The organism is Planktothricoides raciborskii GIHE-MW2 (assembly GCF_040564635.1).
Lineage (GTDB): Bacteria > Cyanobacteriota > Cyanobacteriia > Cyanobacteriales > Laspinemataceae > Planktothricoides > Planktothricoides raciborskii.
Window position 1 is genome coordinate 1,420,450 of record NZ_CP159837.1, and the last position, 24,598, is coordinate 1,445,047.

Annotated in this window: 26 protein-coding genes and 1 pseudogene; 16 read left to right on the plus strand and 11 right to left on the minus strand. The window is 42.9% G+C overall.

Going from position 1 to position 24,598, the window contains the following annotated elements; all coding sequences use genetic code 11:
* The first annotated feature begins 372 nt into the window (after positions 1-372).
* The 9 genes and pseudogenes from ABWT76_RS05975 (at position 373) to ABWT76_RS06015 (ending at position 12,078) form a co-directional block, all read left to right on the plus strand.
* Entirely contained in the window at positions 373-4,086 is a 3,714-nt protein-coding gene (locus tag ABWT76_RS05975) for an EAL domain-containing protein (RefSeq protein ID WP_354635797.1), read from the plus strand.
* 711 nt (positions 4,087-4,797) lie between these two features.
* Complete coding sequence (locus ABWT76_RS05980; RefSeq protein WP_354635798.1) at positions 4,798-5,304, plus strand: hypothetical protein; 507 nt, start codon at positions 4,798-4,800, stop codon at positions 5,302-5,304.
* A complete protein-coding gene (locus ABWT76_RS05985; protein ID WP_156331660.1) occupies positions 5,265-5,402 on the plus strand; it encodes a hypothetical protein in 138 nt (45 codons plus the stop codon). Before ABWT76_RS05980 ends, ABWT76_RS05985 begins: the two co-directional genes overlap by 40 nt.
* A gap of 948 nt (positions 5,403-6,350) precedes the next feature.
* Positions 6,351-6,680: a GAF domain-containing protein gene (locus ABWT76_RS05990; RefSeq protein ID WP_054465911.1), complete on the plus strand. Its 330-nt coding sequence runs from the start codon at positions 6,351-6,353 to the stop codon at positions 6,678-6,680.
* A 15-nt stretch (positions 6,681-6,695) separates the two neighbouring features.
* Positions 6,696-6,818, plus strand: a pseudogene (locus ABWT76_RS05995) (diguanylate cyclase); the annotation flags it as partial.
* Positions 6,819-6,874: 56 nt separating this feature from the next.
* Entirely contained in the window at positions 6,875-7,150 is a 276-nt protein-coding gene (locus ABWT76_RS06000) for a GGDEF domain-containing protein (RefSeq protein WP_255353178.1), read from the plus strand.
* Between the two features lie 101 nt (positions 7,151-7,251).
* Positions 7,252-7,452, plus strand: coding sequence for a hypothetical protein (locus tag ABWT76_RS06005; protein ID WP_190879039.1), 201 nt, complete (start codon positions 7,252-7,254; stop codon positions 7,450-7,452).
* 22 nt (positions 7,453-7,474) lie between these two features.
* Positions 7,475-10,462, plus strand: coding sequence for an excinuclease ABC subunit UvrA (uvrA, locus tag ABWT76_RS06010; protein ID WP_354635799.1), 2,988 nt, complete (start codon positions 7,475-7,477; stop codon positions 10,460-10,462).
* A gap of 215 nt (positions 10,463-10,677) precedes the next feature.
* Positions 10,678-12,078, plus strand: a complete 1,401-nt coding sequence (locus ABWT76_RS06015; RefSeq protein WP_190879034.1) for a collagen-like protein — start codon at positions 10,678-10,680, stop codon at positions 12,076-12,078.
* A gap of 50 nt (positions 12,079-12,128) precedes the next feature.
* Here the strand turns inward: ABWT76_RS06015 and ABWT76_RS06020 are convergent, their stop codons facing one another.
* Complete coding sequence (locus tag ABWT76_RS06020; protein ID WP_190879033.1) at positions 12,129-12,323, minus strand: hypothetical protein; 195 nt, start codon at positions 12,321-12,323, stop codon at positions 12,129-12,131.
* 72 nt (positions 12,324-12,395) lie between these two features.
* On the opposite strand from ABWT76_RS06020, the gene ABWT76_RS06025 reads away from it, so the two are divergent.
* The 4 genes from ABWT76_RS06025 to ABWT76_RS06040 all read left to right on the plus strand — a co-directional run bounded on the left by ABWT76_RS06025 (position 12,396) and on the right by ABWT76_RS06040 (position 13,902).
* Positions 12,396-12,620, plus strand: a complete 225-nt coding sequence (locus tag ABWT76_RS06025; RefSeq protein WP_054465935.1) for a hypothetical protein — start codon at positions 12,396-12,398, stop codon at positions 12,618-12,620.
* 5 nt (positions 12,621-12,625) lie between these two features.
* A complete protein-coding gene (locus ABWT76_RS06030) occupies positions 12,626-12,895 on the plus strand; it encodes a type II toxin-antitoxin system RelE/ParE family toxin (RefSeq protein WP_190879031.1) in 270 nt (89 codons plus the stop codon).
* Positions 12,896-12,940: 45 nt separating this feature from the next.
* A complete protein-coding gene (locus ABWT76_RS06035) occupies positions 12,941-13,090 on the plus strand; it encodes a hypothetical protein (protein WP_190879029.1) in 150 nt (49 codons plus the stop codon).
* A 398-nt stretch (positions 13,091-13,488) separates the two neighbouring features.
* Positions 13,489-13,902 carry a hypothetical protein gene (locus ABWT76_RS06040; protein WP_054465915.1) on the plus strand — a complete coding sequence of 138 codons (414 nt, stop codon included), beginning with the start codon at positions 13,489-13,491 and terminating at the stop codon, positions 13,900-13,902.
* 143 nt (positions 13,903-14,045) lie between these two features.
* On the opposite strand, the gene ABWT76_RS06045 is transcribed toward ABWT76_RS06040, so the two are convergent.
* The 8 genes from ABWT76_RS06045 to ABWT76_RS06080 form a co-directional block, all read right to left on the minus strand.
* Positions 14,046-14,180: a type II toxin-antitoxin system VapC family toxin gene (locus ABWT76_RS06045; protein WP_277926291.1), complete on the minus strand. Its 135-nt coding sequence runs from the start codon at positions 14,178-14,180 to the stop codon at positions 14,046-14,048.
* A gap of 296 nt (positions 14,181-14,476) precedes the next feature.
* Entirely contained in the window at positions 14,477-14,833 is a 357-nt protein-coding gene (locus ABWT76_RS06050; RefSeq protein WP_190879027.1) for a hypothetical protein, read from the minus strand.
* Between the two features lie 65 nt (positions 14,834-14,898).
* Positions 14,899-15,030, minus strand: a complete 132-nt coding sequence (locus tag ABWT76_RS06055; RefSeq protein ID WP_354635801.1) for a hypothetical protein — start codon at positions 15,028-15,030, stop codon at positions 14,899-14,901.
* A gap of 21 nt (positions 15,031-15,051) precedes the next feature.
* Complete coding sequence (locus tag ABWT76_RS06060) at positions 15,052-15,303, minus strand: hypothetical protein (RefSeq protein WP_190879025.1); 252 nt, start codon at positions 15,301-15,303, stop codon at positions 15,052-15,054.
* Entirely contained in the window at positions 15,300-15,695 is a 396-nt protein-coding gene (locus tag ABWT76_RS06065; protein ID WP_190879024.1) for a DUF5615 family PIN-like protein, read from the minus strand. Before ABWT76_RS06065 ends, ABWT76_RS06060 begins: the two co-directional genes overlap by 4 nt.
* Before the next feature lie 2 nt (positions 15,696-15,697).
* On the minus strand, positions 15,698-16,090 hold the full coding sequence (locus ABWT76_RS06070) for a DUF433 domain-containing protein (RefSeq protein WP_322096562.1): 393 nt from the start codon (positions 16,088-16,090) through the stop codon (positions 15,698-15,700).
* Between the two features lie 79 nt (positions 16,091-16,169).
* Positions 16,170-16,550 (minus strand): hypothetical protein, encoded by a 381-nt coding sequence (locus tag ABWT76_RS06075; RefSeq protein ID WP_354635802.1) that lies wholly within the window; start codon positions 16,548-16,550, stop codon positions 16,170-16,172.
* A 70-nt stretch (positions 16,551-16,620) separates the two neighbouring features.
* A complete protein-coding gene (locus ABWT76_RS06080; RefSeq protein WP_354635803.1) occupies positions 16,621-17,475 on the minus strand; it encodes a hypothetical protein in 855 nt (284 codons plus the stop codon).
* A 223-nt stretch (positions 17,476-17,698) separates the two neighbouring features.
* On the opposite strand from ABWT76_RS06080, the gene ABWT76_RS06085 reads away from it, so the two are divergent.
* Complete coding sequence (locus ABWT76_RS06085; RefSeq protein ID WP_354635805.1) at positions 17,699-19,165, plus strand: ATP-binding protein; 1,467 nt, start codon at positions 17,699-17,701, stop codon at positions 19,163-19,165.
* A gap of 190 nt (positions 19,166-19,355) precedes the next feature.
* Here ABWT76_RS06085 and ABWT76_RS06090 read toward each other — a convergent pair whose 3' ends face one another.
* Positions 19,356-19,475, minus strand: a complete 120-nt coding sequence (locus tag ABWT76_RS06090; protein ID WP_156331663.1) for a transposase — start codon at positions 19,473-19,475, stop codon at positions 19,356-19,358.
* 1,340 nt (positions 19,476-20,815) lie between these two features.
* Positions 20,816-22,639, minus strand: coding sequence for a biosynthetic-type acetolactate synthase large subunit (gene ilvB / locus ABWT76_RS06095; RefSeq protein WP_313890659.1), 1,824 nt, complete (start codon positions 22,637-22,639; stop codon positions 20,816-20,818).
* A 584-nt stretch (positions 22,640-23,223) separates the two neighbouring features.
* Between ilvB and ABWT76_RS06100 the strand changes: the two genes are divergently transcribed.
* Both ABWT76_RS06100 and ABWT76_RS06105 read left to right on the plus strand, forming a co-directional pair.
* Positions 23,224-23,865 carry a helix-turn-helix domain-containing protein gene (locus ABWT76_RS06100; RefSeq protein ID WP_231636731.1) on the plus strand — a complete coding sequence of 214 codons (642 nt, stop codon included), beginning with the start codon at positions 23,224-23,226 and terminating at the stop codon, positions 23,863-23,865.
* A 26-nt stretch (positions 23,866-23,891) separates the two neighbouring features.
* Positions 23,892-24,572: a transposase gene (locus ABWT76_RS06105; protein ID WP_231636732.1), complete on the plus strand. Its 681-nt coding sequence runs from the start codon at positions 23,892-23,894 to the stop codon at positions 24,570-24,572.
* Positions 24,573-24,598 lie beyond the last annotated feature (26 nt).

The following is a 24,598-nucleotide window of genomic DNA, read 5'->3' on the forward strand; positions in this document are numbered from 1 at the left end:
AGTAATTTGTTAGTGGTATATTTTTATTGTCCAGGTAAGTACCGAGATTTATCCTGACTTCAGTAAAACCGTCAATTACCACAAAAATATATAAAAATTTATAAAAATATATAAAAATATACAAAAAAATTGTGCTTAAAAAAACGGAACTAATTATTTACTATCCCGGATAATCCTACAAATCAACCAGTAGTTTTTCAGCCCGTATCCTTATTGGGTGGGTTAATTATTTGATCGTTTGATCGAGGTCTAATGGTTGAGAATTAACTGCACGTCTCAATAATTCCAACCATATAAAAAATTGATTGATTTGGGTAGAATGACCATGAGGAATGTCTGAGGGAGATTCACTGACTGTAACCAGGAGGCTTTATGTTAACTCTATTTAAAATCCTATGGATGCAAAAACCATCGATCGCGCTAGTAAGTGGGACTTCAGAAATGCCCCAAATGTGCTTGACAATGGTTTTAGATTCTTGCAATGTTGTGCTTTCTCTAGTTCTAGGAATCATTTTCTGGCAATGGTTCCGCCGCTTCAACCCTCAATTTACCATGTCGCCGGTGCGAATTTTTTCGGTGTTGCTACCCTTATCGATCGCCTTGGGAGTTTTGAATTTACTTCTTCCTGGGCAGGATGATCCTTGGATCTACTGGGTGTTGAAGATTTTACCAGGGACTATCAGTGTGGTAGTGGCGGCAGCCCTGGGGACAAGGATATTCTCTCGGAGTTCCCAGGAGGAAGTTTGTGACGTTATTCCTTGTCAGTCACCGTTTATCCCCGCTCAAGTTCCGTCTGAAGGGCGATCTAGTGAAAGCGTCAGTCCGTTTTTCTCAGACTATCCCTGTGTGATATCTTGTGTAGATGCTCACCCAGAAAAGCAGTTGGCCATGCAATTTTGTCAAAATTTGCATACAAAACTCCAGGCAAAAAATGCTGAATTTGAGGGTATTTTTCAAGCATTTCCCGATTTATTTTTACTCGTTGACAACGATGGCACGATTTTAGACTATCAAGGAGAACATCGTTGCAATATCCACATTTCACCCACGGCAATTGGTCAACAAAAAATTCAAGAATTATTGCCATCCCCAGTGGCTAGTCAGTATGAGCAAGCAATCCGTTTAGTGGCCAAGCATCAGTGGATGACTACCATTGAGTACGAGATCGGTGGATCGGCTGGTGAACAAATCTATGAAGCAAGGCTAATCCCATTTTGGCATCAAAAAATTATGATGTTCATTCGCAATACCACCGATAAAAAACAAGCCCAAAGCGCATTGTGCCAATCTTATAAGGAATTATCAGACCTTAAGTACGCTTTGGATCAATCGGCGATTATTGCGGTGACAGATAGAAAAGGCACAATCACTTATGTGAATGATAAGTTTTGCCAGATAGCGGGCTATTCCCGCGAGGAACTGATCGGTCAGAATCATCGCATCGTCAAATCCGATGAACATTCGTCAGAGTTTTTTCGCAATCTTTGGTCTACGATCGCCCAGGGGAAAATTTGGCGAGGTGAAATCAAAAATAAAACCAAAGATGGCCATGATTACTGGGTAGATACCACGATTGTGCCATTTTTGGATCAGCAGGGGAAACCGTTTCAATATTTATCGATTCACACGGATATTACCGATCGCAAGCAAGCCGAAAAAGCCCTCCATCAACAACAAAAACGCTTGAGTATTTTGCACCAAATTGACCGGGCAATTTTGGAAGCAGAAGAACCAGAAGCGATCGCTGAGGTGACAGTGAAATATCTAAGAACTCTACTGCCTTGTCAACGGGTAAGTGTGATTTCTTTTAACCTGAAGACCGACGAAGCGATCGTGTTAGCGATCGATGCCGACCGAGAAAGCTGTATTTTAGCCGGAAACCGTTTACCGCTGATGAATCAAGACGGTTTCGCCAGCCCAGACAAACTAACCAACGGAGTTTTGGTGGTCAAGGATATTCTGGAGTTATCCAATTTAACCCCGGTACAGGAAAGTCTGAAAGCGGAAGGACTTAGATCCTGTGTTTGTATTCCCCTGAAATCGAGAAACTCACTCCTCGGTAGTCTCAATCTTTGGTCAAACCGTCCCGGTGGCTTCTCCGATGCCCAAATCGCCATTGCCCAGGAAGTCACGGATTCTTTGGCGATCGCCATTCAACAAGCCCGCCTACGCCAAACCGTGCAATCTTACGCCCAGGAACTAGAGCACCGCGTCGCCCAACGCACCGCCGAACTCCTCAAAGTTAATCAACAACTCCGCAAAGAAATAGAGCAGCGGCAAGAGATAGAAGCACAACTCTACCATGAAAAAGAAGTCGCCCAAGTCACCTTAAACTCCATCGGCGACGCTGTAATTACCACCGACCTCAACGGCATCATTCAAAGCTTGAATCCCCAAGCAGAAATCCTCACCGGGTGGCGACAGTCCGAAGCCCAAGGTCAACCTTTAAAGCTGGTGTTGCAACTATTCAACGCCGTTACTGGAGATCCCGTGGAAAATTTCCTCAGCGCCTCCATCACCAGCCGGTTGTCCGCATTTTCCCACCATACCTTAATTAGAAATCGCGACGCTGAAGAATTCATCGTCGAACCTTCCGTCGCCTTCATTAGAATGAGCAATGCGGAAATTATCGGCATGGTGGTGATTTGTCGGGATGTCACGGAAAATCGTAAACTCGCCGCCCAGTTATGTTGGGAAGCCAGTCACGACCCCTTAACTAATTTGATTAACCGACGAGAGTTTAAGCGTCGGCTGTCAGAATTGATGGAAGAAAAATCAACAACTGAATCGGAACATAGCTTATGTTATCTGGATTTAGATCAGTTTAAGATTGTCAATGATACCTGCGGTCATGCCGCTGGGGATGAACTGTTACGTCAAATCACCACCTTGTTGCAATCTCAAATTAGAAAAACTGATTTGCTGGCTCGTTTGGGTGGGGATGAATTTGCGCTTTTATTATATGAATGCCCTCTGAAACAAGCGCGACAAGTGGCGGAAGATTTGCGGCAAGTAGTGCAAGATTTCCGCTTTGTTTGGCAAGATAAAACCTTTTCTATTGGTGTGAGTATTGGGTTAGTTAAACTTGACCCGGTTGTTACTAGCTTGGCGGATGTTATGAGTGCGGCTGATTCTGCCATGTACGCCGCCAAAGATGCGGGACGAAATCGGATTCATGTTTATCAAGCCAACGATCAAGAATTGGCTCAACGACAAGGGGATATGCAGTGGGTGTCTCGATTGGTCAAAGCCTTGGAAGAGGATCGATTTTGCTTGTATTCACAGGCGATCGCCCCAGCCCAACCCGACTCTGGCAAGCCTGATCATTATGAAATTTTAATTAGAATTACCGACGAAAATGGCATCATAATTCCCCCAGGAATGTTTATTCCTGCCGCTGAACGCTATAACCTCATGCCCAAAATTGACCGCTGGGTGATCCGCAATTTATTTAGTTATCTATCCAGCAATCTCAAGCACTCATCCTCTGGAACGAAAACCTCCGCCGATGATCTGCTTTCTCCTTACCCTAAACCCGTTGGCGAATCTAGTATCTACACCGTCAACCTTTCCGGTGCCAGTTTTAACGATGAGCAATTTCTCTCTTTTCTCCAAGAGCAATTTGCTCAATATCAAATTCCCCCCCAAATGATCTGCTTTGAAGTCACCGAAACTTTTGCGATTAGCAATTTAAACAAAGCGATCCAGTTTATTCACGCCCTAAAACAACTGGGTTGCTCCTTTGCCTTAGATGATTTTGGCAGTGGAATGTCTTCTTTGACCTATTTAAAAAATCTGCCGGTAGATTATGTCAAAATTGACGGCTACTTTGTCAAAAATATTCTCGAAGATCCGGTTAATGCCGCGATGATTGAAGCCATCAACAAACTTACTCATGCGATCGGCTTACAAACCATTGCGGAATTTGTCGAAAATGAGCAAATTTTGCATAAACTCCAAGAATTAGGAGTGGATTATGTCCAAGGCTATGGCATTGCCAAACCCAGTCCCTTGGGAGGAAATTTGATTAATATGTCGATCGCCAAACAAAAACCAAAACCCTCACGGCAAGTCCAAGCGGGATAGAAGCTTTTAGGGGCTTTTCTGGGGGCAGGGGATACCACTCTTGCCCCCATTTCATATCGTCGTCATACGGAGATATCACGGAGATATTTCTGTATAGCGTTGCTCATTACAGCGTTTCTCATAAAGGCACTTATTTTTCTCTGTCCCGAACCGCTTGATGCGGGAATCCACAATTTTATTTTACTAAACCTCACCGGATTAAAAATATAAATTAACTAAATTAACTAATACCAATTCCAAAAATTATTGCTACAATTACGAGGTTAATTGGGGCATTAGTAGGGGCGAAAGAAAAGGCGGTGGTCGCCCCGCGCAATGGCGCAAGCCGCCGCGCCCCTGCTGTTGCATGACGTTGGGATAAAATTAAGCGAATAAAAAATCTAGCCAAAGATCAGGAGAATTTTTATATAAATCAACAGATCAATCATTCACGGCACATCCCAGTCTCCTTTGGAGATGACTTTGATGATTTTTCAGATCAGTCTAGGCAGAATTTTCTCCGTGATTTAAGATAAGCTATTCATCAATTCAGATATATTCTCAATCCAAATATAAATAAATTGTAAAGAATAGCCAAGCATCATTAAAGGGAGAAACACAGGGAGAAACACAATGACCAGCGATAGGATTCAGGAGGAAATCAGTCAAAAAAAATGAAACAAAACCAACCATCCACGCTTGAGTAGGGGTGGGTTCTCACAGGGTCAATGTTTGGCGATCGGTCTGCTGACTGGTATCGTTTTGTCCGTTATGGCATCGGTGGTGGTCTGGCAGAGTGAACGGGATGAGTGGCAACGTCAATATGAAACTGGGACAAAAAAAGTGGCGATCGCTTTGCAAAAGGCTATTAATACTGATTTGAAAGTCTTTGATGAGATTAAAGCTTTTTATGTCGCCTCTGAAGCGGTTGAAGAAACAGAATTTCAGCTTTTTGTCCAAAATTCCATGCCCCAACATCCTTCCGTGGATATGGTCGCCTGGATTCCCTCTTTCCCGGCAACTCAGTCCCCTCAAACTTTGAATCCAGTAAACCCAGATGGCGATTCGCTTTTCCGTTTTCCTGGGAATCACTCAGCCGCTACTCAGGGGGGCGATCGCCAGCCATGCCTACCCATTAGATATCTAGCTTCTAAAACTCAGAATTTAATGTGGGCTTTGATTTTGCCCAGGCAAGCAGATTGCTCTATTTTCAGGAAGCAAAAGATACGGAGGAAATAATTTTATTTAGTCCGATGAAGGCGATCGCTGGGGCAGACAAATTTATCGCCGACCAACCCTTAAAAATTTGGGCAATTTCAGCCATTTATCAAAATTAATTAAATTATTTTACCGTTTAATTTAGTCGTCAAACTTAATTGTTTTTTCTGATTGTGACCTTTAATTTCAACCATATTTAAGAGCGAATTAGCCAAAACAAAAAACCAGATATATACCAAAAAATACGATAATTAAATTGGTAAAATTGCTGAAACAATATACAGCAAATGAGCCTGATTTTTGGCAAATACATTCAGCCAAAAAATCATCACATAACATATTTTTGAAAATATTATATTTTTGAACTTTTGAACATATTTTAGCAATTTATCAAGCTACTACTGGACAGTGGTTAAAAACCATCACTCATAACCAAGATTTAAATCTGCTCAAATTGCTTTGTCCATAAACCAATAATTGTCTGAAATATCTGCAAATTGGCAATCAAAAATGGTCGGTGCAGTTTTTACCCACCGCCGCCTATCTTAACCACCAACTCAGGTCAAAAGTATGGCTTACTTTACTCTTCTGCCTGACCATTAGTGGGCGTGTGAGTGCCGACTTGCCTGGATTTTTATCCCGCTATCGCCACCGGCAAAAGTCTCAAATACTGTTTGGACAAATGCAGCAATAATTGATGGAATTACGGCAGCAAAACAATGATTTACAAATTTTACTAGAAACAATAATAAACAATAGTGAACATGATTTACAATAAAATTTAACAAGACAGGATAAGGCTTATGAAGAAATGGAAATACCCAACCTATAACTCATAACAATTAACTCTGAAGTCATCTTGTTAGGGAAAATGATTAATTTGCTTCAGGCTTGTTTCACGCAACAAGACCATAAAAACACAATTTAATTTATGCTCTGAATTTAGGCGCCAGCTTTTTCCCCAGCAATCTGGGGCAATTTATCTAATTTTTGAGTCAAAAAATATGGTAAATTTATTAGTAAATCGAAAAAAATACACCAATTAAGTTTGTTTTTAACATCCATTATTGCTGGTCTTTACGCAGTGGGCGATCGCATTTGACCGCGACCACAAAGATTTACCATGTCAACATTATGATTCGAGTTATACGGAAGAATCTCTCTGTATTCCTTTGAAGGCTCAAGGGGAAACTTTTGGAATCCTGGATTTAACAACAAATTCATCCTCAAATAAATTAACGGAAGCCAAGCAAAAACTCGCTTTGGCTGTAGCGGAACATACTGGGTTAGCTTTAGCCAATTTAAAACTCCGAGAAACTCTCCGACTCCCAAGTATTCGCGATGCCCTCACTGGGTTATATAATCGTCGTTATTTAGAAGAATATTTAGCCACATAAACTCATCGATGTCAACGCTCTGGAAAATCTTTTGCGGTGGTGATGATCGATGTGGATCATTTTAAAAAGTTTAATGATACTTTTGGGCACAAAACTGGGAATATGGTACTGCAAAAATTGGGCATATTTTTGCAATAAAGTGTGCGAAATTTCGATGTGGCTTGCCGTTATGAGGGAGAAGAGTTAACCCTCTGATTTTACCGGAAGTCTCTTTAGAGGAGACGCAAAAAATTGCGGAGAAAATTCGCCTGGGAGTGAAGCAGTTGAATCTGAAATCTCATCATCAGTCTGTGGGGGCAATTACTATTTCTTTAGGAGTGGCGATTTTCCCTCAAGATGGTTGGACGAGCGATCAACTTCTGGAATCGGCGGATCAAGCACTTTATCGAGCGAATAAAGAAGGGCGCGATCGCGTGGTGACTGCCTCTGAACCAGAGAAAAGTCCGCCCCTGTTGAAAGTTTTATCTTGAATTGGCTGTTGGTTGGTTGTTGTTGGTTGGTTGTTGTTGGTTGGTTGTTGTTGGTTGGTTGTTGTTGGTTGTTGGTTGGTTGGGGAAAATCGTAGGGGCGAATGGCCATTCGCCCGTACAAAAGAAATATCCCTCTTCACTACACCCTACACCCTACACCCTACACGACGGCGGCTTCCCCCTACACCCTACACCCTACACGACGGCGGCTTCCCCCTACACCCTACACCCTACACGACGGCGGCTTCCCCCTACACCCTACACTCTACACCCTACACCCCTTTCTCCGTTACAATTGTTAACGTTTTCCTCGACTTTTTATCTATGCTTGACCGTACTGAACGCGCTGGTTTTGATGCCGATTTGAATGCTGTGGCAACTCTGGATGGCCAATCTTTAGCGGAGGCGATTAATCCAGTTAATGACCAACCGACGAATAATCGGATTAAAATTCGGGGGGCGAGGCAGCATAATCTGAAAAATATTGATTTAGAATTGCCCCGCGATCGCCTGATTGTGTTTACTGGGGTGTCCGGTTCCGGCAAGTCTTCTCTGGCTTTTGATACGATTTTTGCCGAGGGACAACGGCGTTATGTGGAGTCTCTAAGCGCTTATGCCCGTCAATTTTTGGGCCAATTGGATAAACCGGATGTGGAGTCAATTTCGGGACTGTCTCCAGCGATTTCTATTGACCAAAAGTCAACTTCTAATAACCCTCGGTCTACGGTGGGGACGGTGACAGAAATTTATGATTATTTGCGATTATTATTTGGACGGGCTGGAGAACCCCACTGTCCCCACTGCGATCGCTCTATTACCCCGCAAACTATTGATGAAATGTGCGATCGCATGATGCAACTAGGCGATCGGACTAAATTTCAAATTCTTGCCCCAGTAGTGCGAGGCAAAAAAGGCACTCACAAAAAACTTTTATCCAGTATTGCTTCCCAAGGATTTGTCCGGGTGCGGATTAATGGAGAAATTTGCGAATTAACCGATGCCGTTGAACTGGATAAAAATCAAAAACATACCATTGAAATCGTCGTTGACCGACTGATTAAAAAACCGGGCATTGAAGAACGGTTAACGGATTCTTTATCGACGGCTTTACATCATGGGGAAGGATTGGCTTTAGTCGTAATTGAGGAACAGCCAGATTTACTCTTTTCGGAAAACTTTGCCTGTCCCGAACATGGGGCAGTGATGGAAGAACTTTCTCCCCGATTATTCTCCTTTAATGCTCCTTATGGGGCTTGTCCTGACTGTCATGGTTTGGGCTATTTTCGCCGGTTTTCCCCAGATTTAATTATCCCAGATCCCGATGCTCCAGTGCATAGTGCGATCGCGGATGCGTTGCGGAGCAATATCGCGCCTTGGGCTGATAAAGACAATCCTTATTACTTGTCCTTACTTTATAGTATTGGCCAAGCATTAGGGTTTGAATTAGACAGTGCTTGGAACCAGTTGACCGCTGAACAGCAAAAGGTGATTTTATTTGGCAGCGATGAACCAATTTTGATCAAACAAAAGCGCGAAAGCTATGAGCATCAATATATCGGAGTATTGGCTATGCTTGACCGCTATTATGAGAACAGCGCCAGCGAACTGCAAAAACAAAAACTGGAACCATATCGCATCGATCAACCCTGTGCAACTTGCCAAGGACAGCGCCTCAAACCAGAAGCGTTATCGGTCCGAGTGGGACAATATCGGATTAATCAAATTACCAGTGTTTCTATTCGCGAAGCCTTAACCCGAATTAACCAGTTAGAATTAAGCGATCGCCAAGCAAAAATTGCCGAATTAGTTCTCCGAGAAATTCGCGCCCGCTTGCAATTTTTACTTGATGTGGGCTTAGACTACCTCACCCTCGACCGTTCAGCAATGACGCTTTCAGGGGGAGAAGCCCAGCGAATTCGGCTCGCCACCCAAATTGGTGCCGGATTAACCGGAGTGCTTTATGTATTAGATGAACCCAGCATTGGACTACACCAGCGAGACAACGGACGACTGTTAAAAACCTTAACCAAATTACGCAATTTGGGCAATACTTTAATTGTCGTTGAACATGACGAAGAAACCATTAGAAGCGCCGATCATTTGGTGGATATTGGCCCAGGGGCAGGACTACATGGCGGAGAAATTGTCGTCCAAGGAACCTTAAGCGAACTATTAAATAGTCAGCGTTCTCTGACCGGGGCTTATTTATCGGGAAGAATAGCCATTGAAACCCCCGCAAACCGACGGGAAGGCAACGGCAAATCTCTTTATGTGAAAAACGCCAAACAGAATAATCTCAAAAATCTAGATATTGAGATTCCTTTAGGCAAATTAGTCTGTATTACTGGGGTGTCCGGTTCGGGGAAATCTACCCTGGTTAATGAGTTATTATATCCGGCGTTGGAACATTATTTGACTCGGAAAGTCTCTCTACCCAAAGGTATCGATCGCCTAGAAACTGTGGAACAGCTATCCGCGAACAAAAATCAGGCGATTGACCTCAAAGCAGCGATCGATAAAGTGATTATTATTGACCAATCACCTATTGGCCGAACTCCTCGGTCAAACCCGGCAACTTATACCGGAGTTTTTGATATTATTCGGGGTTTATTTGCCGAAACCATTGAAGCTAAAGCCAGGGGATATCAACCGGGACGATTTTCTTTTAATGTCAAAGGAGGACGCTGTGAAGCTTGTAGCGGTCAAGGGGTTAATGTCATTTCCATGAACTTTTTGCCCGATGTCTATGTGCAATGTGAAATTTGCAAAGGGGCGCGATATAACCGAGAAACTTTGCAAGTGAAATATAAGGATAAATCCATTGCCGAAGTGTTAAATATGACCGTGGAAGAAGCTTGTTCAATGTTTACAAATATTCCCCGCGCCGCCACTCGGCTGAAAACCTTAGTGGATGTAGGATTAGGATATATTACCCTGGGACAACCAGCGCCAACTCTTTCCGGTGGTGAAGCCCAACGGGTAAAGTTAGCCACGGAATTATCCCGTCGGGCCACAGGAAAAACCCTTTATTTAATTGATGAACCGACCACCGGCTTATCTTTTTATGATGTGCATCAGTTGTTGAATGTGTTACAACGGTTAGTAGATAAAGGCAATTCAATTTTAGTGATTGAACATAATTTAGACGTGATTCGTTGTGCAGACTGGGTGATTGATTTAGGCCCTGAAGGAGGCGATCGCGGTGGGGAAATTGTCGCCGTAGGCACCCCCGAACAAGTGTCAGAAAATTCTCACTCTTATACTGGGCAATATTTAAAACAAGTCTTACAACAACATCCGCCCAAACCATAACTTTTGACTCTAAAAATCCCCCCTTTTTTAAGGCAATGCCCTGAGCTTGTCGAAAGGGGGGTTGGGGGGATCGACGCCGGTATTTTCCCAGAATCGTCTATTGGTTATGCGTGATTGGTTAAGGGCGCAAGCATTGCGCCCCTACATGAAATAACGATTTTTATTACAACCAATAACCAACAACCAACAACTAACAACCAACAACCCAAAAAAATATGAAACTACATTTTTTAGCCAAACTTTCAGCAATTCTTTTTTTAGTAGGCAGTGGTGTAATTTTTCTGCCCATTGCCGATAGTTTTTTCTGTCCTCGGTTGGTATTCAGTCGAGAAATCAACGACTTTGGTGACGAGGGCAGTGATGGGAGTAATGGTCGCAGTGGTGCAGATGGTCGCAATGGTGAAAATCGCACGATTTTTGTGGATGGTTCGGAATTATATCTGAACCTGTCTGGGGAAGATGGAGGAGATGGGGAGGATGGGGATGATGGGGATGATGCCCGGTCTTGCCGCCAACCGAACCGAGCCGATCGCGACCAAGAAGGGGCCGATGGTGGGGACGGAGGTGACGGAGGACGCGGTGGCAATGGCGGCAATGGCGGGGCTTTGACGGTGTATTACACCAACCTTGAAGACCTGAAAAAAATCTATGTCCTGGCTAAAGGGGGCAGTGGTGGCAGTGGGGGAGAACGGGGATATGGTGGCGATGGTTGCGAATGTCGCGATCGCCGCTGGAATGAAGAAGTTTGTACCGGGACTCCGGGAAATCCCGACTACCGTTGTGAAACCCGTTCTTTTGTTTGTAGCGATGGCGATGATGGGGATGATGGCAGTTCTGGGAGTTCTGGGAGTGATGGCAAATTGGGCACTTTAAGGCTAATTCAAGGGACAGAACCTTTGCCCCAGGAACAACCGGCGATCGCCCGTTCTTTAGCGGAATTTAGCAACCAAATTTTTGTCTTATCTAAACATATCTGGGAAACGCGCCGTGGGGCAAAGAATTTATTAGGCAGTAACTCAATTATTGCCGATGAATATCGTCAGTTTATCAAGCGCATTGAAAAGCCGGTACAACTGGTCTGGAATGCGGAGCGATCGCCCAGAAATTTTGCCAACACCAGAGTCACATTTCAGCTAAAAGATGACCAAACCTTAGAAATGTCTGTTCCCGAAGAACTTTGGCTACAAACCAGCCAAATTGAAACCGATAACCAGACTCAATTCGTCATTTCTCAAGCAATGTTAGCCAGTGAAGCCACCCAACTTAGGCTAGTGGATGTCGCCAACAATGGCAAAAATTTGCAACTAACCTTAATTGACGTAGCCAGACAATCACATATTTTAGACACGGAATTAGAAATAGTCTATCAAACCACTCCTGCTGCCCCAAGAGGACGATTTGATGATAATTATACCACCCGCTATCAAGGCAAAATACCCCCTGAATTAGTCTCATTTACTTCAGATCGCTTTACCGTCAATATCGGTCAATTACCCATTGCCGAACAATATTTACGCAGCGGCTTAAATATCAAAATTGAATTACGGATTATTCGCTTTTTAGGTGAACGGTCAGCGGAACAAAAAATCGAATGGCGCGGGGCAATTAGAAGGTAAAAAATTGGCCTGGGGCAGAGAAACGAGATATGAGAAACCGGGTTTATTGGTTAGTTATCAAAGGTGGAAGAAGCGATCGCGCTTTTCTTGGGATATGAGAAACCGGGTTTCTTCTCGGAATTCACCAAAAATTTTGGCTGAAAAAATAAGAAACCCGGTTTCTTTGTTGGGCGATCGCGCTTTTCCTGGGACATGAGAAACCGGGTTTCTTCTCGGAATTTACCAAAAATTTGGGCAAGAAACATCAGAAACCCGGTTTCTTGGTTGCTTCACCTCATCGGATAAGCTATAATTACTATAAGTGTTTGGATTTTGATATGGAAACAAGTTTAAATCTTGAATATATTACTAACCAAGATGGAGAAATAAGCGCTGTAGTGATTCCAATTGATCTATGGCGAAAAATTATACCTAATCAAGAGGTTTCTACCGAGCAACTTGCGGACGCGATAGAAGATTATTGCATGAACAAAGCAATGGATGAAGCAGTTAACACTCCTTTGTTAGATCGTTCTGAAGCTTTAGCGTATCTTGAGGAATAATTACTGTGGAAGTTCAATACCGTCAAGCTTTCCTAAAAGACTTGAAACAACTAAAGAGTTCCCCTTCATACCAAAGCATCTACGATTTAGCATTTACCACTCTACCATCAATCAACACATTACAGGATATTTCTGACATTAAAGCAATGAAAGGTTACGCAGGGCGTTATCGGATTCGCATCGGCGATTATCGGATTGGCATAGAAGTTAATGAAAATGTTATAGAAATAATGCGAGTGCTCCATCGTCGGGAATTTTATCGTTATTTTCCCTAGCAGAAGTCAGAAAACCCGTTTCTTTGTTGGTTATGAAAGATGGAAATGAGCGATCGCATCTTGGGGCATGAGAAACCGGGTTTCTTCTCGGAATTAACCAAAAATTTCGGCAAGAAACATGAGAAACCCGGTTTCTTGTTTGGTTATGAAAGTTTGAGGGCGCGATCGCTTTTTGCAATGAGCGATCGCTGCTAAACTATTAGCGTCGATTATTCTGTCACGCGATAAACATTAATCTTGTTTTTATAATCGCTCTATTAATCACGATACTTGTATTTATTTGGTTGTTAAAATAACAATGAATTCAGCCGCGCAGATACTTGCTAATCTCACGGGGAAAACCCGATTGGAAGCAGTAAACATCCTAGCAGCCCAAGGGTTTCAATTCAAAAGTCAGACAATAGGTGGATACGAAAAGAGCATCCTGATGGTAGTATAATTCATATTAGGCCAACCGGAGAAATTGTCAGAACGGGGCCAAAGATTCGCGGGACAAACGGAAAATATTACCGTCGCCGATATAATCAATATGGAGAGCAAATAAAATTTATCCCAGGCGACAACACTCACAATACTGGAGAAAACTTAAGTTTATGACGGCAACGATTACCCAAAACCTAACAACTTTTTTAGAAGATTTAAAAAGCGCTGATTTAGTTGGTATATCTTTACTGCCCAACTATCTCGGATTACGTCTTGATTTTACTTTTGGGCCAGAATTTGGTGATGCGGCGATCGAACTCGATCGCCTGGTTCACCTGGTGCTTTCTCAACCCATCAATCCAGGTGATGAAAATTGCTGCTTTTGGGTGGGAGAAGTAGAACTGAGAAAACTTGAGTCAGGTTTCGGGAGTCAAATATTATCTGATTTATCCTATTCTTTCAAAAATAACAACGAAAACCTTCAGGCAAGTTCAGATTCATTGATTTATTTTCGCTTGCAGGGAGATATCTACATTGAGGTTGTTTGCGGCAGTTATAAAATATTTCAAGAATTTCTCAAGTAAAGGGAATTGGGTGGTAAGCGATCGCGCTTTTCCTGGGACATGAGAAACCGGGTTTCTTCTCGGAATTAACCAAAAATTTGGGCAAGAAACATCAGAAACCCGGTTTCTTGGTTGGGCGATAAAATGAAAGAGGGTCGCGATCGCTACAGCGTCCAATCTTCAATTTTTAGTCCAGGAACCTGACCAAAATCTCGTTGATTCCTGGTGACAACAGTAGCACCAATAGATAAAGCGATCGCCGCAATTCGCATATCTTTTTGCAGGCGATTTTTCCGCAAAGGCGGATGATATTTTAAAAGTTGCTTGAGACAATTATCCGCCTCTGGTGTAAAATTTAAGACCTCAATAGATTGGAGATATTGTACAGTTGTCCTTTTGAATAAAGTTCCGGGAGGTTATGCACCTGGGATGGATCGTTAATCCTGCCAACCCAGCCATTAAAAAGTTCTTGAACCGTGATAATTGTGATGGCAAACTGATGCTGTCCTGCCTTAGCAGTCAGTTGAGGATGATTGTAGAGAATCAGTGAAATACAATCAGTATCCAAAATATATTGACACACCCTTAGCCACCTCTACAGATAATAGGAAGGATCGACTTCCGAATCATCGTCTGAGTTTCTTTCAGCATGAATTGATTCTATAATGGCCGCAAAATCAGCATCGTCTTTAAAGACCCCAGCAAATTTTATCCAAGTAGGTTCTTTTTCTGGAATCGGCACATTCCATGAAATCGCTTCTATGTTTTTTAGTCGTTCTAAAAAATTCGCTTGAATTTGTGCGATCGCCTCTTCTCGTGTTGCTGCTTTCACTCGACAGTCGGGAAACTCTCTAATCGATGCCGCAACTTGCCCAGATGTTACGGGTTCTATCAGTAACGTGACTTTGAGGTTGCTTAATGGATGGGACTGGGATAACTCTAATTTCATCATCTTAAGTTCAATTTTGACAAGAGTAATTTCATTTTAGCGCAGACATTGAAGCGATCGCGCTTTTCTTAGGACATGAGAAACCGGGTTTCTTCTCGCAATCCGCCAAAAATTTGGGCAACAAACATGAGAAACCCGGTTTCTTGGTTGCGCGATCGCATCTTGGGATATGAGAAACCGGGTTTCTTCTCGGAATTCACCAAAAATTTGGGCTGAAAAGATCAGAAACCCGGTTTCTTGGTTGGGCGATCGCATCTTAGGGTATGAGAAACCGGGTTTCTTCTCTGAATCCGCCAAAAATTTGGGCAACAAACATGAGAAACCCGGTTTCTTGTTTGGTTATGAAAGTTTGGAGGCGCGATCGCATCTTGGGGCATGAGAAACCGGGTTTCTTCTCGGAATCCGCCAAAAATTTGGGCAGAAAAGATCAGAAACCCGGTTTCTTGGTTGGCTATTAATTCTTTCTTTATCAAGGAATAAAAACCCTTCTTGCCCCCATGTAGTTGCCAATATAAATCGCAATCTCAAGCAGGCGATCGACGCACCGTTCTCGATAAATTGAATCGTTCAAAACTCGATCTGCATTACCAATTGTCACCACAGGGAATGAATTTGGGGTATTTTCTTCACGCATAACTTGTTCGAGTGATTCTTCATCTTTCATGCTGCGATTGGCTGTGAGCAAAATCATTTTGTTTTCCTGTGCCAACCTCCAGACTACGCGATCGGGGCTATCAATTGATAATCCTACTTCTTCAAATGTAACAAACCGAATTGGAATCGAATCAAGCCAACCTTGACTAGCAATGCTGCCCAGGAGAATTCGCCCATGTCCCTTCAGGTTATGATCGACTAAAAAAATCATAATTAGGTCTGATACCGTGCCTTTGCTGCTTGAAGTTTTGCCCAGGCTTTTTCTAAACCTGGTGGAGGCGGCATGGTGGCAATTTGGGCGACTCGATCGCGATTTTGTTCTTCATAGTAATGCCGGAGTTCTTCCGCTTCCTTGAGAACAACTTGATATTCGGTTTCTACTTGCTCCCGATGAGTTTTGATGTATGATAGAGCAACGTTAATTTGTTCTTCGGTCAAGTCAAACAGGGAACCAATAAACTTAGGTGGATACCGATCTCTCAGATAATCCATAATGTCATAAAGAGTGATTCGTGTACCTGAGATCGTTAATCCCCGCTCTGTCCTGATAATAGCTGTCTGCCCATTAGAGACTAAAGTCATATCGATCGGATGATTAGAAGTCATTTTTATGATATCTCATCGATCGCCCGGATGGGGGAATGCCAACCCTACCATCTCAGATCGAAAATTACGATCGCGTTTCTCACCATTTGAGCAGTAGGTCTTTTGGGCGATCGCATCTTGGGACATGAGAAACCGGGTTTCTTCTCGTAATTAACCAAAAATTTGGGCTGAAAACACCAGAAACCCGGTTTCTTGTTTGGTTATGAAAGTTTGAGGGCGCGATCGCATCTTGGGATATGAGAAACCGGGTTTCTTCTCGGAATTCACCAAAAATTTGGGCTGAAAAGATCAGAAACCCGGTTTCTTGGTTGAGCGATCGCGCTTTTCTTGGGGCATGAGAAACCGGGTTTCTTCTCGGAATTAGCCAAAAATTTGGGCAAGAAACATGAGAAACCCGGTTTCTTGGTTGAGCGATCGCATCCTGGGGGCATGAGAAACCGGGTTTCTTCTCGGAATTCACCAAAAAATTGGGCTAAAAACATGAGAAACCCGGTTTCTGGTTTGCCGAATAATTAATATGCTAACCATCTTTATGAAGCTGAAGCTGTAGATTGCCAAATTTCATCAAGGATCGGAAGTTCCAGTTCCAGCAGAGCAGAGTCATAAGCTGATAGTCTAGGATTGTCATGCAAATGACGAGAAGATATTTCTGAGAGAATTCCCTCTCTCACTAACTTAAGAGTAGCTTCTAGAGACTTAAGTTCACTCTCAACTAAGTGCAGATTTTTCTCGACACCTTTTTGTTTTTTCAGCCTCATCTGATGAGTTTTAATTGCTGTAGAAATGCTTTTTCTTTGAATGTCATCTTCAGCTTCTTCATACTCTTTCTCTGCTTGGCTTAACTCTTGCATAATTTCATTACACAAAAGTTGATTATTGACATGAGTTGATCTGTAATAAAGACTCACTAAAGCTTGATCGGCAAATCCTATTATGGCTGTAGTTTGCTGCTTAGATAGTAAAGTGCCAGCCACACGATCTCTTTCTTCTAATACCCTTATAGCTTTCCAGGATGACTCCAATATATTCTGCCACTGAGATGCGTCTGTGCTGTTTAGCTTAGATATAAAACGCATACGCCACTCAGCGTGTTCTATCTCTTTACGGAACAGATTCTCTAAGAATGAATCTCGCTCCCATTTAACAGAAATAAGTTTGCAGTTGCCATCATATCCTTCAACTTCTGTTTGGCCATAATATCGATTTAGTGTGACTTTAACTCGCCCTTTAAAAGGATCAATTGACTGAAGAGATAGCTGTCGTTTTCTCTTATCTTGACTTGAACTTACTGCCTCACCAATACTTTTTATAGGTAAAATAACTAACAGGTAAAAAATCCAGCCAATAATTGCCAAAAAAATACCCAATATAATTAAGATTTCCATGGTTTTATTATTTATGTTAAAATTTAATAATTTGCTACGATATTTTTTCTAATTATTCCTGATGGATTAAATCTGTGTCCACCACAAAAATGTGTAATTTTGTGATAAAATTGTTCCATATTTTACGGATTTGTATATAATTTTGTGCCAAAATGTAGAAAAATGTATCAACCTGTGCGAAAATGTAAGCTATAATACAAAAAAACTGCATCTCCCTAACCCCATGAATATTAAGGAAATGTTAAATCTTGCAGATCAGATAGTCTTTGACAAAACCGGCCAGCACCTCGACGACTTACAAGAAGCGATACTCCGAGGAACTCTACAACGGGAGACATACAAAGAAATCGCTAAAAACCTGGACTGTTCACAAAGTAATCTGAGAAAAGCCGGTTCGGAACTATGGCAAATCCTTTCAGAAGAATTGGGTCAAGATGTCAGTAAATCCAATTTACAATCGACAATGGGCAGGCTGATTTCTTCAAATGTATCGATTTTTGAAAAAGAAGCTGTAGCCATCGGTATTTTTGAAAAAGAAGTTGTAGCTATCGGTAGTTTTGAAAAAGATGTTGGAGCAGTCGGTAGTTTTGAAAAAGATGTTGTAGCAATTGGTAGTTTTAACATTTGTGGAGAAACTAGACACTCCCCAGATATCGCAAAGTCAGTTAATCACAAAACATCTAACTCAAAACCCTCTCAAACCCCACATCAAGACTTAAGCGAAATGCCAGAGTTAGGGGCTTTTTATAATCGCACTCCCGAACTGGAAACCCTGAAAACCTGGATTTTACAACAACGTTGTCACCTGGCGACAATTACGGGTATCAGCGGCATTGGCAAAACTACTTTAGCGGTGCAACTGGTTCACCAAATCAAAGATGAATTTGAGTATGTTTTATGGTACAGCTTAGAACCATCCCCGACTTTTGCTGAATTTCAAGATAACTTAATTCAGTTTTTCTCCCAGTCAGAACAACTAGATACCCCTCTCAATTACCCTCTGAATAACGGCAAAAGCTTATCGCTGATTAAGTATTTACAAAAATATCGCTGCTTGGTGGTCTTAGATGACTTTCACCACCTTTTCAGCAGCGGTGAATTTGCCGGAAAATATCAACCCGGTTATGAAGAATATCGCTCATTTTTTAAACAAATCGAACAACTATCCCATCAAAGTTGCTTATTGTTAATCGGTTGGGAACCCGCAGTGGCACTCCCGAAAGTCCCTCAGCCAAAAAATGCCATTTTTTCCTTACAACTCACTGGCTTAGATATTGCGGGTACACAAGAAATCCTGAGAGATTACGGATTACCAGAAATCGATAAATATTCCGCCCTAATTTCCCATTATCAGGGCAATCCTTTATGGTTACAAAGTATCGCCCTACAGATTCAGGAGTTGGGGGAATCCGTCACCGATTTATTGCCCGATAATACTATCTTATTGCCGGAAGATTTAAAAGAGATATTAGATCAACAATTTAATCGCCTATCGACAATCGAAAAACAAGCGTTATTTTTGCTGGCAAAGGAAAAAGAAGCAGTTAATTTGGCAAGTTTGTTGGAAAAGTCCACCTTAGAAGGGTTAGATTTATTGAATGCCCTGCAATCTCTATTGCGACGTTGTTTAATTGAAAAAATAGATAATTTTTATACTTTGTCCCCGGTGTTCAGGCAGTATATAACCTAAAAATTTGGTTTATAGGAGAAACAGGTTTTTTCGGTATTTAAATCCTAATCAGCCAAATTAATCCTATGCTTATAGCACCCCCGTCCCCCGTCCCCCGTCTGCACGGGGGCAGGCTGCATGGGGGCAGGCTTCGCGCTGGCGTTGCTACAAATACTCAAATACTGCATCTACAGCCTTATGGAGATTAAAATCATACTGGCAGACGTTGCTCTTTTTTGATAGCGTTCTTGATTTTTTGCCACCCATGCTCAATTGGATTTAAGTCAGGAGAATATTGGGGAACGGGGTTCGGAGGAGAGGGGAGAGACAAGAGAGAAGAGAGAGTTTTCCTCTTTCATAATTCACCTCTTTCATTAGCATCCTGTTGTCTGTAGCAGTAGTTGCCTGTTGCCTGTTCCCTTTGGTAAAAATAATAATTCACAACCCGCATTCTCAATTAATTCTCTGATTCTTTTTCCTTGATGAAACCGGGCATTATCCATGCCGGATGACTTGACCTTTTTTGAGATTGGGTAATAACTTTTTTCTAGCCTTTGTCTCAATTACCTGAGATGTAATCTTCAGTACCATTGGTGCCAAAAACTCTTTTTGACATAAAGCCCCAATTATGATCTACCGCTGACCGCTTACCGGGCTTTTTGCTATAATATCTTGAGCCTTTTTCATCCCATCCATATTCATAACCTTCATTCCGCATCAATTCCGCTTTCATCCATGTAAATCAATTGTTCTGGTTCTTCGCGATTTTTTCCAGAAATGCCTTTCTCTCTAATTCATCTCTTTCTTGATAACCATAAGTTTTTTTCCGCGTATATCCCAATTTTTTTAGTCCCCTACTAATTGTATGGTGACTGACTCCTCCCCACGGGCTAATTATTTTTGGGTTTTATCTTCCTGGATCATCGATAAACTTTTTAAATTTATCCCAGTCTGTAATTTTTGAGGGGTGGGGCGGTGGCAGGGCGCCAGCCGAAGCGCCCCTAATCGGTTGCGTTGACCCAGTTAATTCCCACTGTTTTTTCCATCGATAGTCCAACGGCTAATCGATAACACCAGAATACTTGACTGACTGAGTAGCCTTGTTCTAATAAATTTAAGGCTCTAATTCGTAAATCTTGAATCTTGACTTAATGGTGTTGCCATTTTTTCGCTTGACTTCGTTTCTTTATGTTACTGGATGTGATTGATACACTTGATGTCCTGAAGGCTTGTATGTCACTATACCATCGCGAATATAATTGTCATTTTAAGTAGTATTAATTTCAGCGCGATCGTTGTCAATGATTTTAATTTCATCCACACCTAAGTAAAGCTCATAAAAAAGCTCATAAAAAAACACTTAGATTCAAATAGATTCAAAAGCCACTGCGGTCTTGGGGCTTGTCACGCCAGTTGCTCTAGCGCCTACGGAGACCCCAAGTCTGTCCCCATGCAGCCTGCCCCCGTGAAGACGGGGGGCGGCGAACCGGACTGGCTCCTGAGTTTATCGAAGGGTCTCCGTAGGCGCTAGAGCAACTGGCGTACTGACAAAGTGTTATTTTTCTGTTTATTTTTATATTTCTTTTTATGTTTCTTTTTCTGTGCCTCTGTGGTGAATCTATGAAGAAACCCGGTTTCTTCAAGAAACCGGGTTTCTAAGTTTCTAATTCATTACATCTTAGCGCCACATTCGGGGCAGAAATTATTAGTCGAAACGTTTTTCGCGCCGCAATTAGTGCAATAAACTAACTCAGCCGCTTTTTCCAAAGATTTATTTTCTGGTAAACCGAGCATTTGGGCATTACTCTTACCAGGGGCAACCATTGGATAGCAGTTTTCATCTTTTGTCACTTGGACATCAATCACCACCGGGCCATTGTGGGCTAACATATCCGCGATCGCCTGCTTCATTTCCTCGCGGGTTTTCACCACAACGCCTTTAATCCCATAAGCTTGACAAAGTAGGGGAATATCCGGCATTCCGGCTTCCATATTAGAAGCCACATAACGCTCACCATAGAAGGTCTGCTGCCATTGCCGCACCATTCCTTGCCAGCCATTATTTAAAATGACGGTTTTCACATTGATGCCGTAATGCTTCAGAGTGCCCAACTCCTGAAGATTCATTTGGAAACTGGCATCCCCACTAATACAGATCGTTTCCTCTTCCGGTAAGGCAACTTTGGCGCCCATTGCCGCTGGTACACCATAGCCCATTGTCCCCAAACCAGCACTGGAAATCCATTTGCGCGGGCCAAATTTCAAGAATTGCGCCGCCCACATTTGGTGCTGACCCACGTCCGTGGTGTAATAAGCGTTGGGCGCTTGTTTGCCCAATTCCACCACCACCTCTTGAGGGGAAATGCCGTCTTCCGGATGGGGAACCACTAAGGGATAATCTTGACGCCAGCGATCGATCCGATCCAACCATGCCTTAGTCCGGGATGGATCCACGGGATCGCCGGTTTCCCGACAACGACGGAGTAAATCAATCAGCACTTGCCGCACGTCGCCCACAATGGGTACTTCTGGGGCGCGGTTTTTGCCCACTTCTGCCGGGTCAATATCAATATGAATTACTTTAGCGCGAGAGGCAAACTCATCCAATTTGCCGGTTACGCGGTCATCAAACCGCGCCCCGATCGCAATTAATAGGTCGCATTCGCTGACGGCAAAGTTAGCATAAGCCGTCCCGTGCATCCCCAGCATATTCAGGGACAGGGGATGATGTTCGTCAAAAGCCCCTAAACCCATTAAAGTAGTAGTGACCGGGATGTGGAAATGTTCGGCGAGTTCTTGAATTTCCGCATGGGCTCCAGAGGCGATCGCGCCCCCACCCACATACATCAAAGGCTGCTTACTCTTGCGAATCAGTTGCAATGCTTGATTAATTTGCCGGGGGTTGCCCTTCACCGTGGGACGATACCCAGGCAACTTAACGCTACCCGGTTCCACGGGCACATAGTCAAATTCTTCTAAACCCACATCTTTGGGCACATCAATCAACACCGGCCCAGGTCTGCCACTGCTGGCAACATGGAAAGCCTCCGCCACAATTCGGGCCATATCCCGGGGGTCGCGCACCACATAAGAATGCTTGACAATCGGTAGGGTAATCCCGTATATATCAGTTTCTTGGAAAGCATCAGTGCCAATAGCCGGACGACCCACCTGACCCGTCACGATCACCATTGGGATCGAGTCCATTTGGGCTGTGGCAATGCCGGTGACTAAATTAGTCGCCCCAGGGCCGGAAGTGGCAAAACAAACCCCCACTTTCCCGGTGGCACGAGCATAGCCATCCGCTGCGTGAGAAGCCCCTTGTTCGTGCCGGACTAGGATATGTTGGATGCCTCCAGCGGCTTCGGCTCGATATAATTCATCATAAATTGGTAAAATTGCGCCACCGGGATAACCAAAAATATGTTGGACACCGTGACGTCTTAAGCTATCAATCAGGGCATAAGCGCCAGTTTGACGACTGGGCACCCCGATGTTGGTATAATGGGACGCGGTTTGCGTTGTGATTGGAGATTGGCTTTGGGATAGCACTCCGATTACCTCTTTTCAGTAACTTGGGCTACTCTTTTAATCATGCCTTAATCAGAAAAAATTTTTTGTTTTATTTTCAGATATTTTCAGAATTTAAAGATTCTTAATTTTGATGCTGAGTCTTGGTGGCGCTGATGGTTGCGTTGCCGGTGTAGGGTGTGGGGCCGCCATCGGTGTAGGGTGTAGGGTGTGGGGTGTGGGGCCGCCATCGGCCGCCATCGGGAAGAGAGGGAAGAGAGGGAAGAGAGGGAAGAGAGGGAAGAGAGGGAAGTGTGGGAAGAGAGGAGCAGAGGAGCAGAAGAGCAGAGGAGCAGAGGATAATTGATAATTAATAATTATCAATTGTTAATTGTCAATTGTTAATTTTTTCCCCCCGCTCCTCTGCTCCCCCGCAATTTTGCCCACCGGACATATCTAGCCCATCAACAGGGGTTAACGACAGAAGCGGAAAACTTACCCAATCTTACCCAAACTTACTCAAATCGTCAGAAATTTCCAGAGCATCGAGCAAGATTTTTAGAAACTGAATGGTCAATGTGGTCATTAGTTGTGGTAAGATTGGATCTGGTTCAGCGCGTCGGAATTATGACTCCATGTTATTAGGGTTTAAAACACAACTTAAATTGAATCAAACCCAACGGCAACAACTTGCTCGCCATGCAGGAGTCGCACGTCATGCCTACAATTGGGGTCATGGTTTGTGTTTAGGGATTTTATCTCATAATACTCATTGTAGCCCCGAAGAAAAAATCAAATTTCCTACAGCCATTGACTTACATAAATGGTTAAATAAGCTGGTAAAACCAGAAAGTCCCTGGTACTATGAAGTTTCCAAATGTGCTCCTCAGTACGCTTTACGACATCTTGCCCAAGGGTGGCAAGATTGCTTTAAAAAAAAGAAAGCTCGACCAAAATTTAAGAAAAAAGGCAGACAGGACAGCTTTACCTTGGATGGGACAATTAAAATCTTATCATCAAATAAACTGAAAGTACCAGTTATCGGCTGTCTAAAAACTTATGAAAAGCTGCCGGTCGTTCCCGACCCCAAAAATGAAGGAGAGAGAAGAGAGGAGAGAGGAGAGAGAATATTTTTCATGGTTCACCTCTTTACTCTTTACTCTTTCATGGTTCACCTCTTTCATGGTTCACCTCTTTCCTCTTTTCTCTAGATGTTCCCGTTGCCCCCACAGATAAAATAGTCGATGTGGTTGGGATAGATTTGGGGATCAAAGCCCTGGCTACCCTATCAACCGGAGCCAGCATAAAAGGAGATGCATCATATAGAAACCAGTCTAAGAAACTGGCACTACTCCAAAGAAAAGTTAGTCGAAAAGTATCGGGGTCAGCCAATCGATATAAAGCTCAAGTAAAAGTCCAGAGACTTCATAGAAAAATCGCTAATCTCAGAAAAGATACGTTACATAAGTTGACATCACAATTATGCAAGAACCACGCAATTAATGTGATAGAAGACCTAAATGTATCAGGGATGTTAGCGAATCATAAATTGGCGAAATCAATCGCCGATATGGGGTTTTATGAGTTGCGGCGACAGATGGAATATAAGAGTGAACTTTATGGGTCACAACTCATAATTGTTGACAGGTTTTATCCTTCTAGTAAAACCTGTTCAAACTGTGGGGCAATTAAAGACTCATTACCGTTGTCAGAAAGAGTATTTTACTGTGAGCATTGTCATTTAAAAATAGACCGAGACTTAAATGCCGCAAGAAATCTCGAAAAAATAGGTCGAGCTACGGCCAAATCTACGCCTGTGGACAATTTGGAGCCGACTCCGTTGGTAGAAGCAGGAAGTAAAACCAACTCAAACGTAGTAAAAATCAAGCTTTCAGACTTGATGAGTAAGTTTGGGTAAGTTTTATCTAGCGGATAATCGAGTTA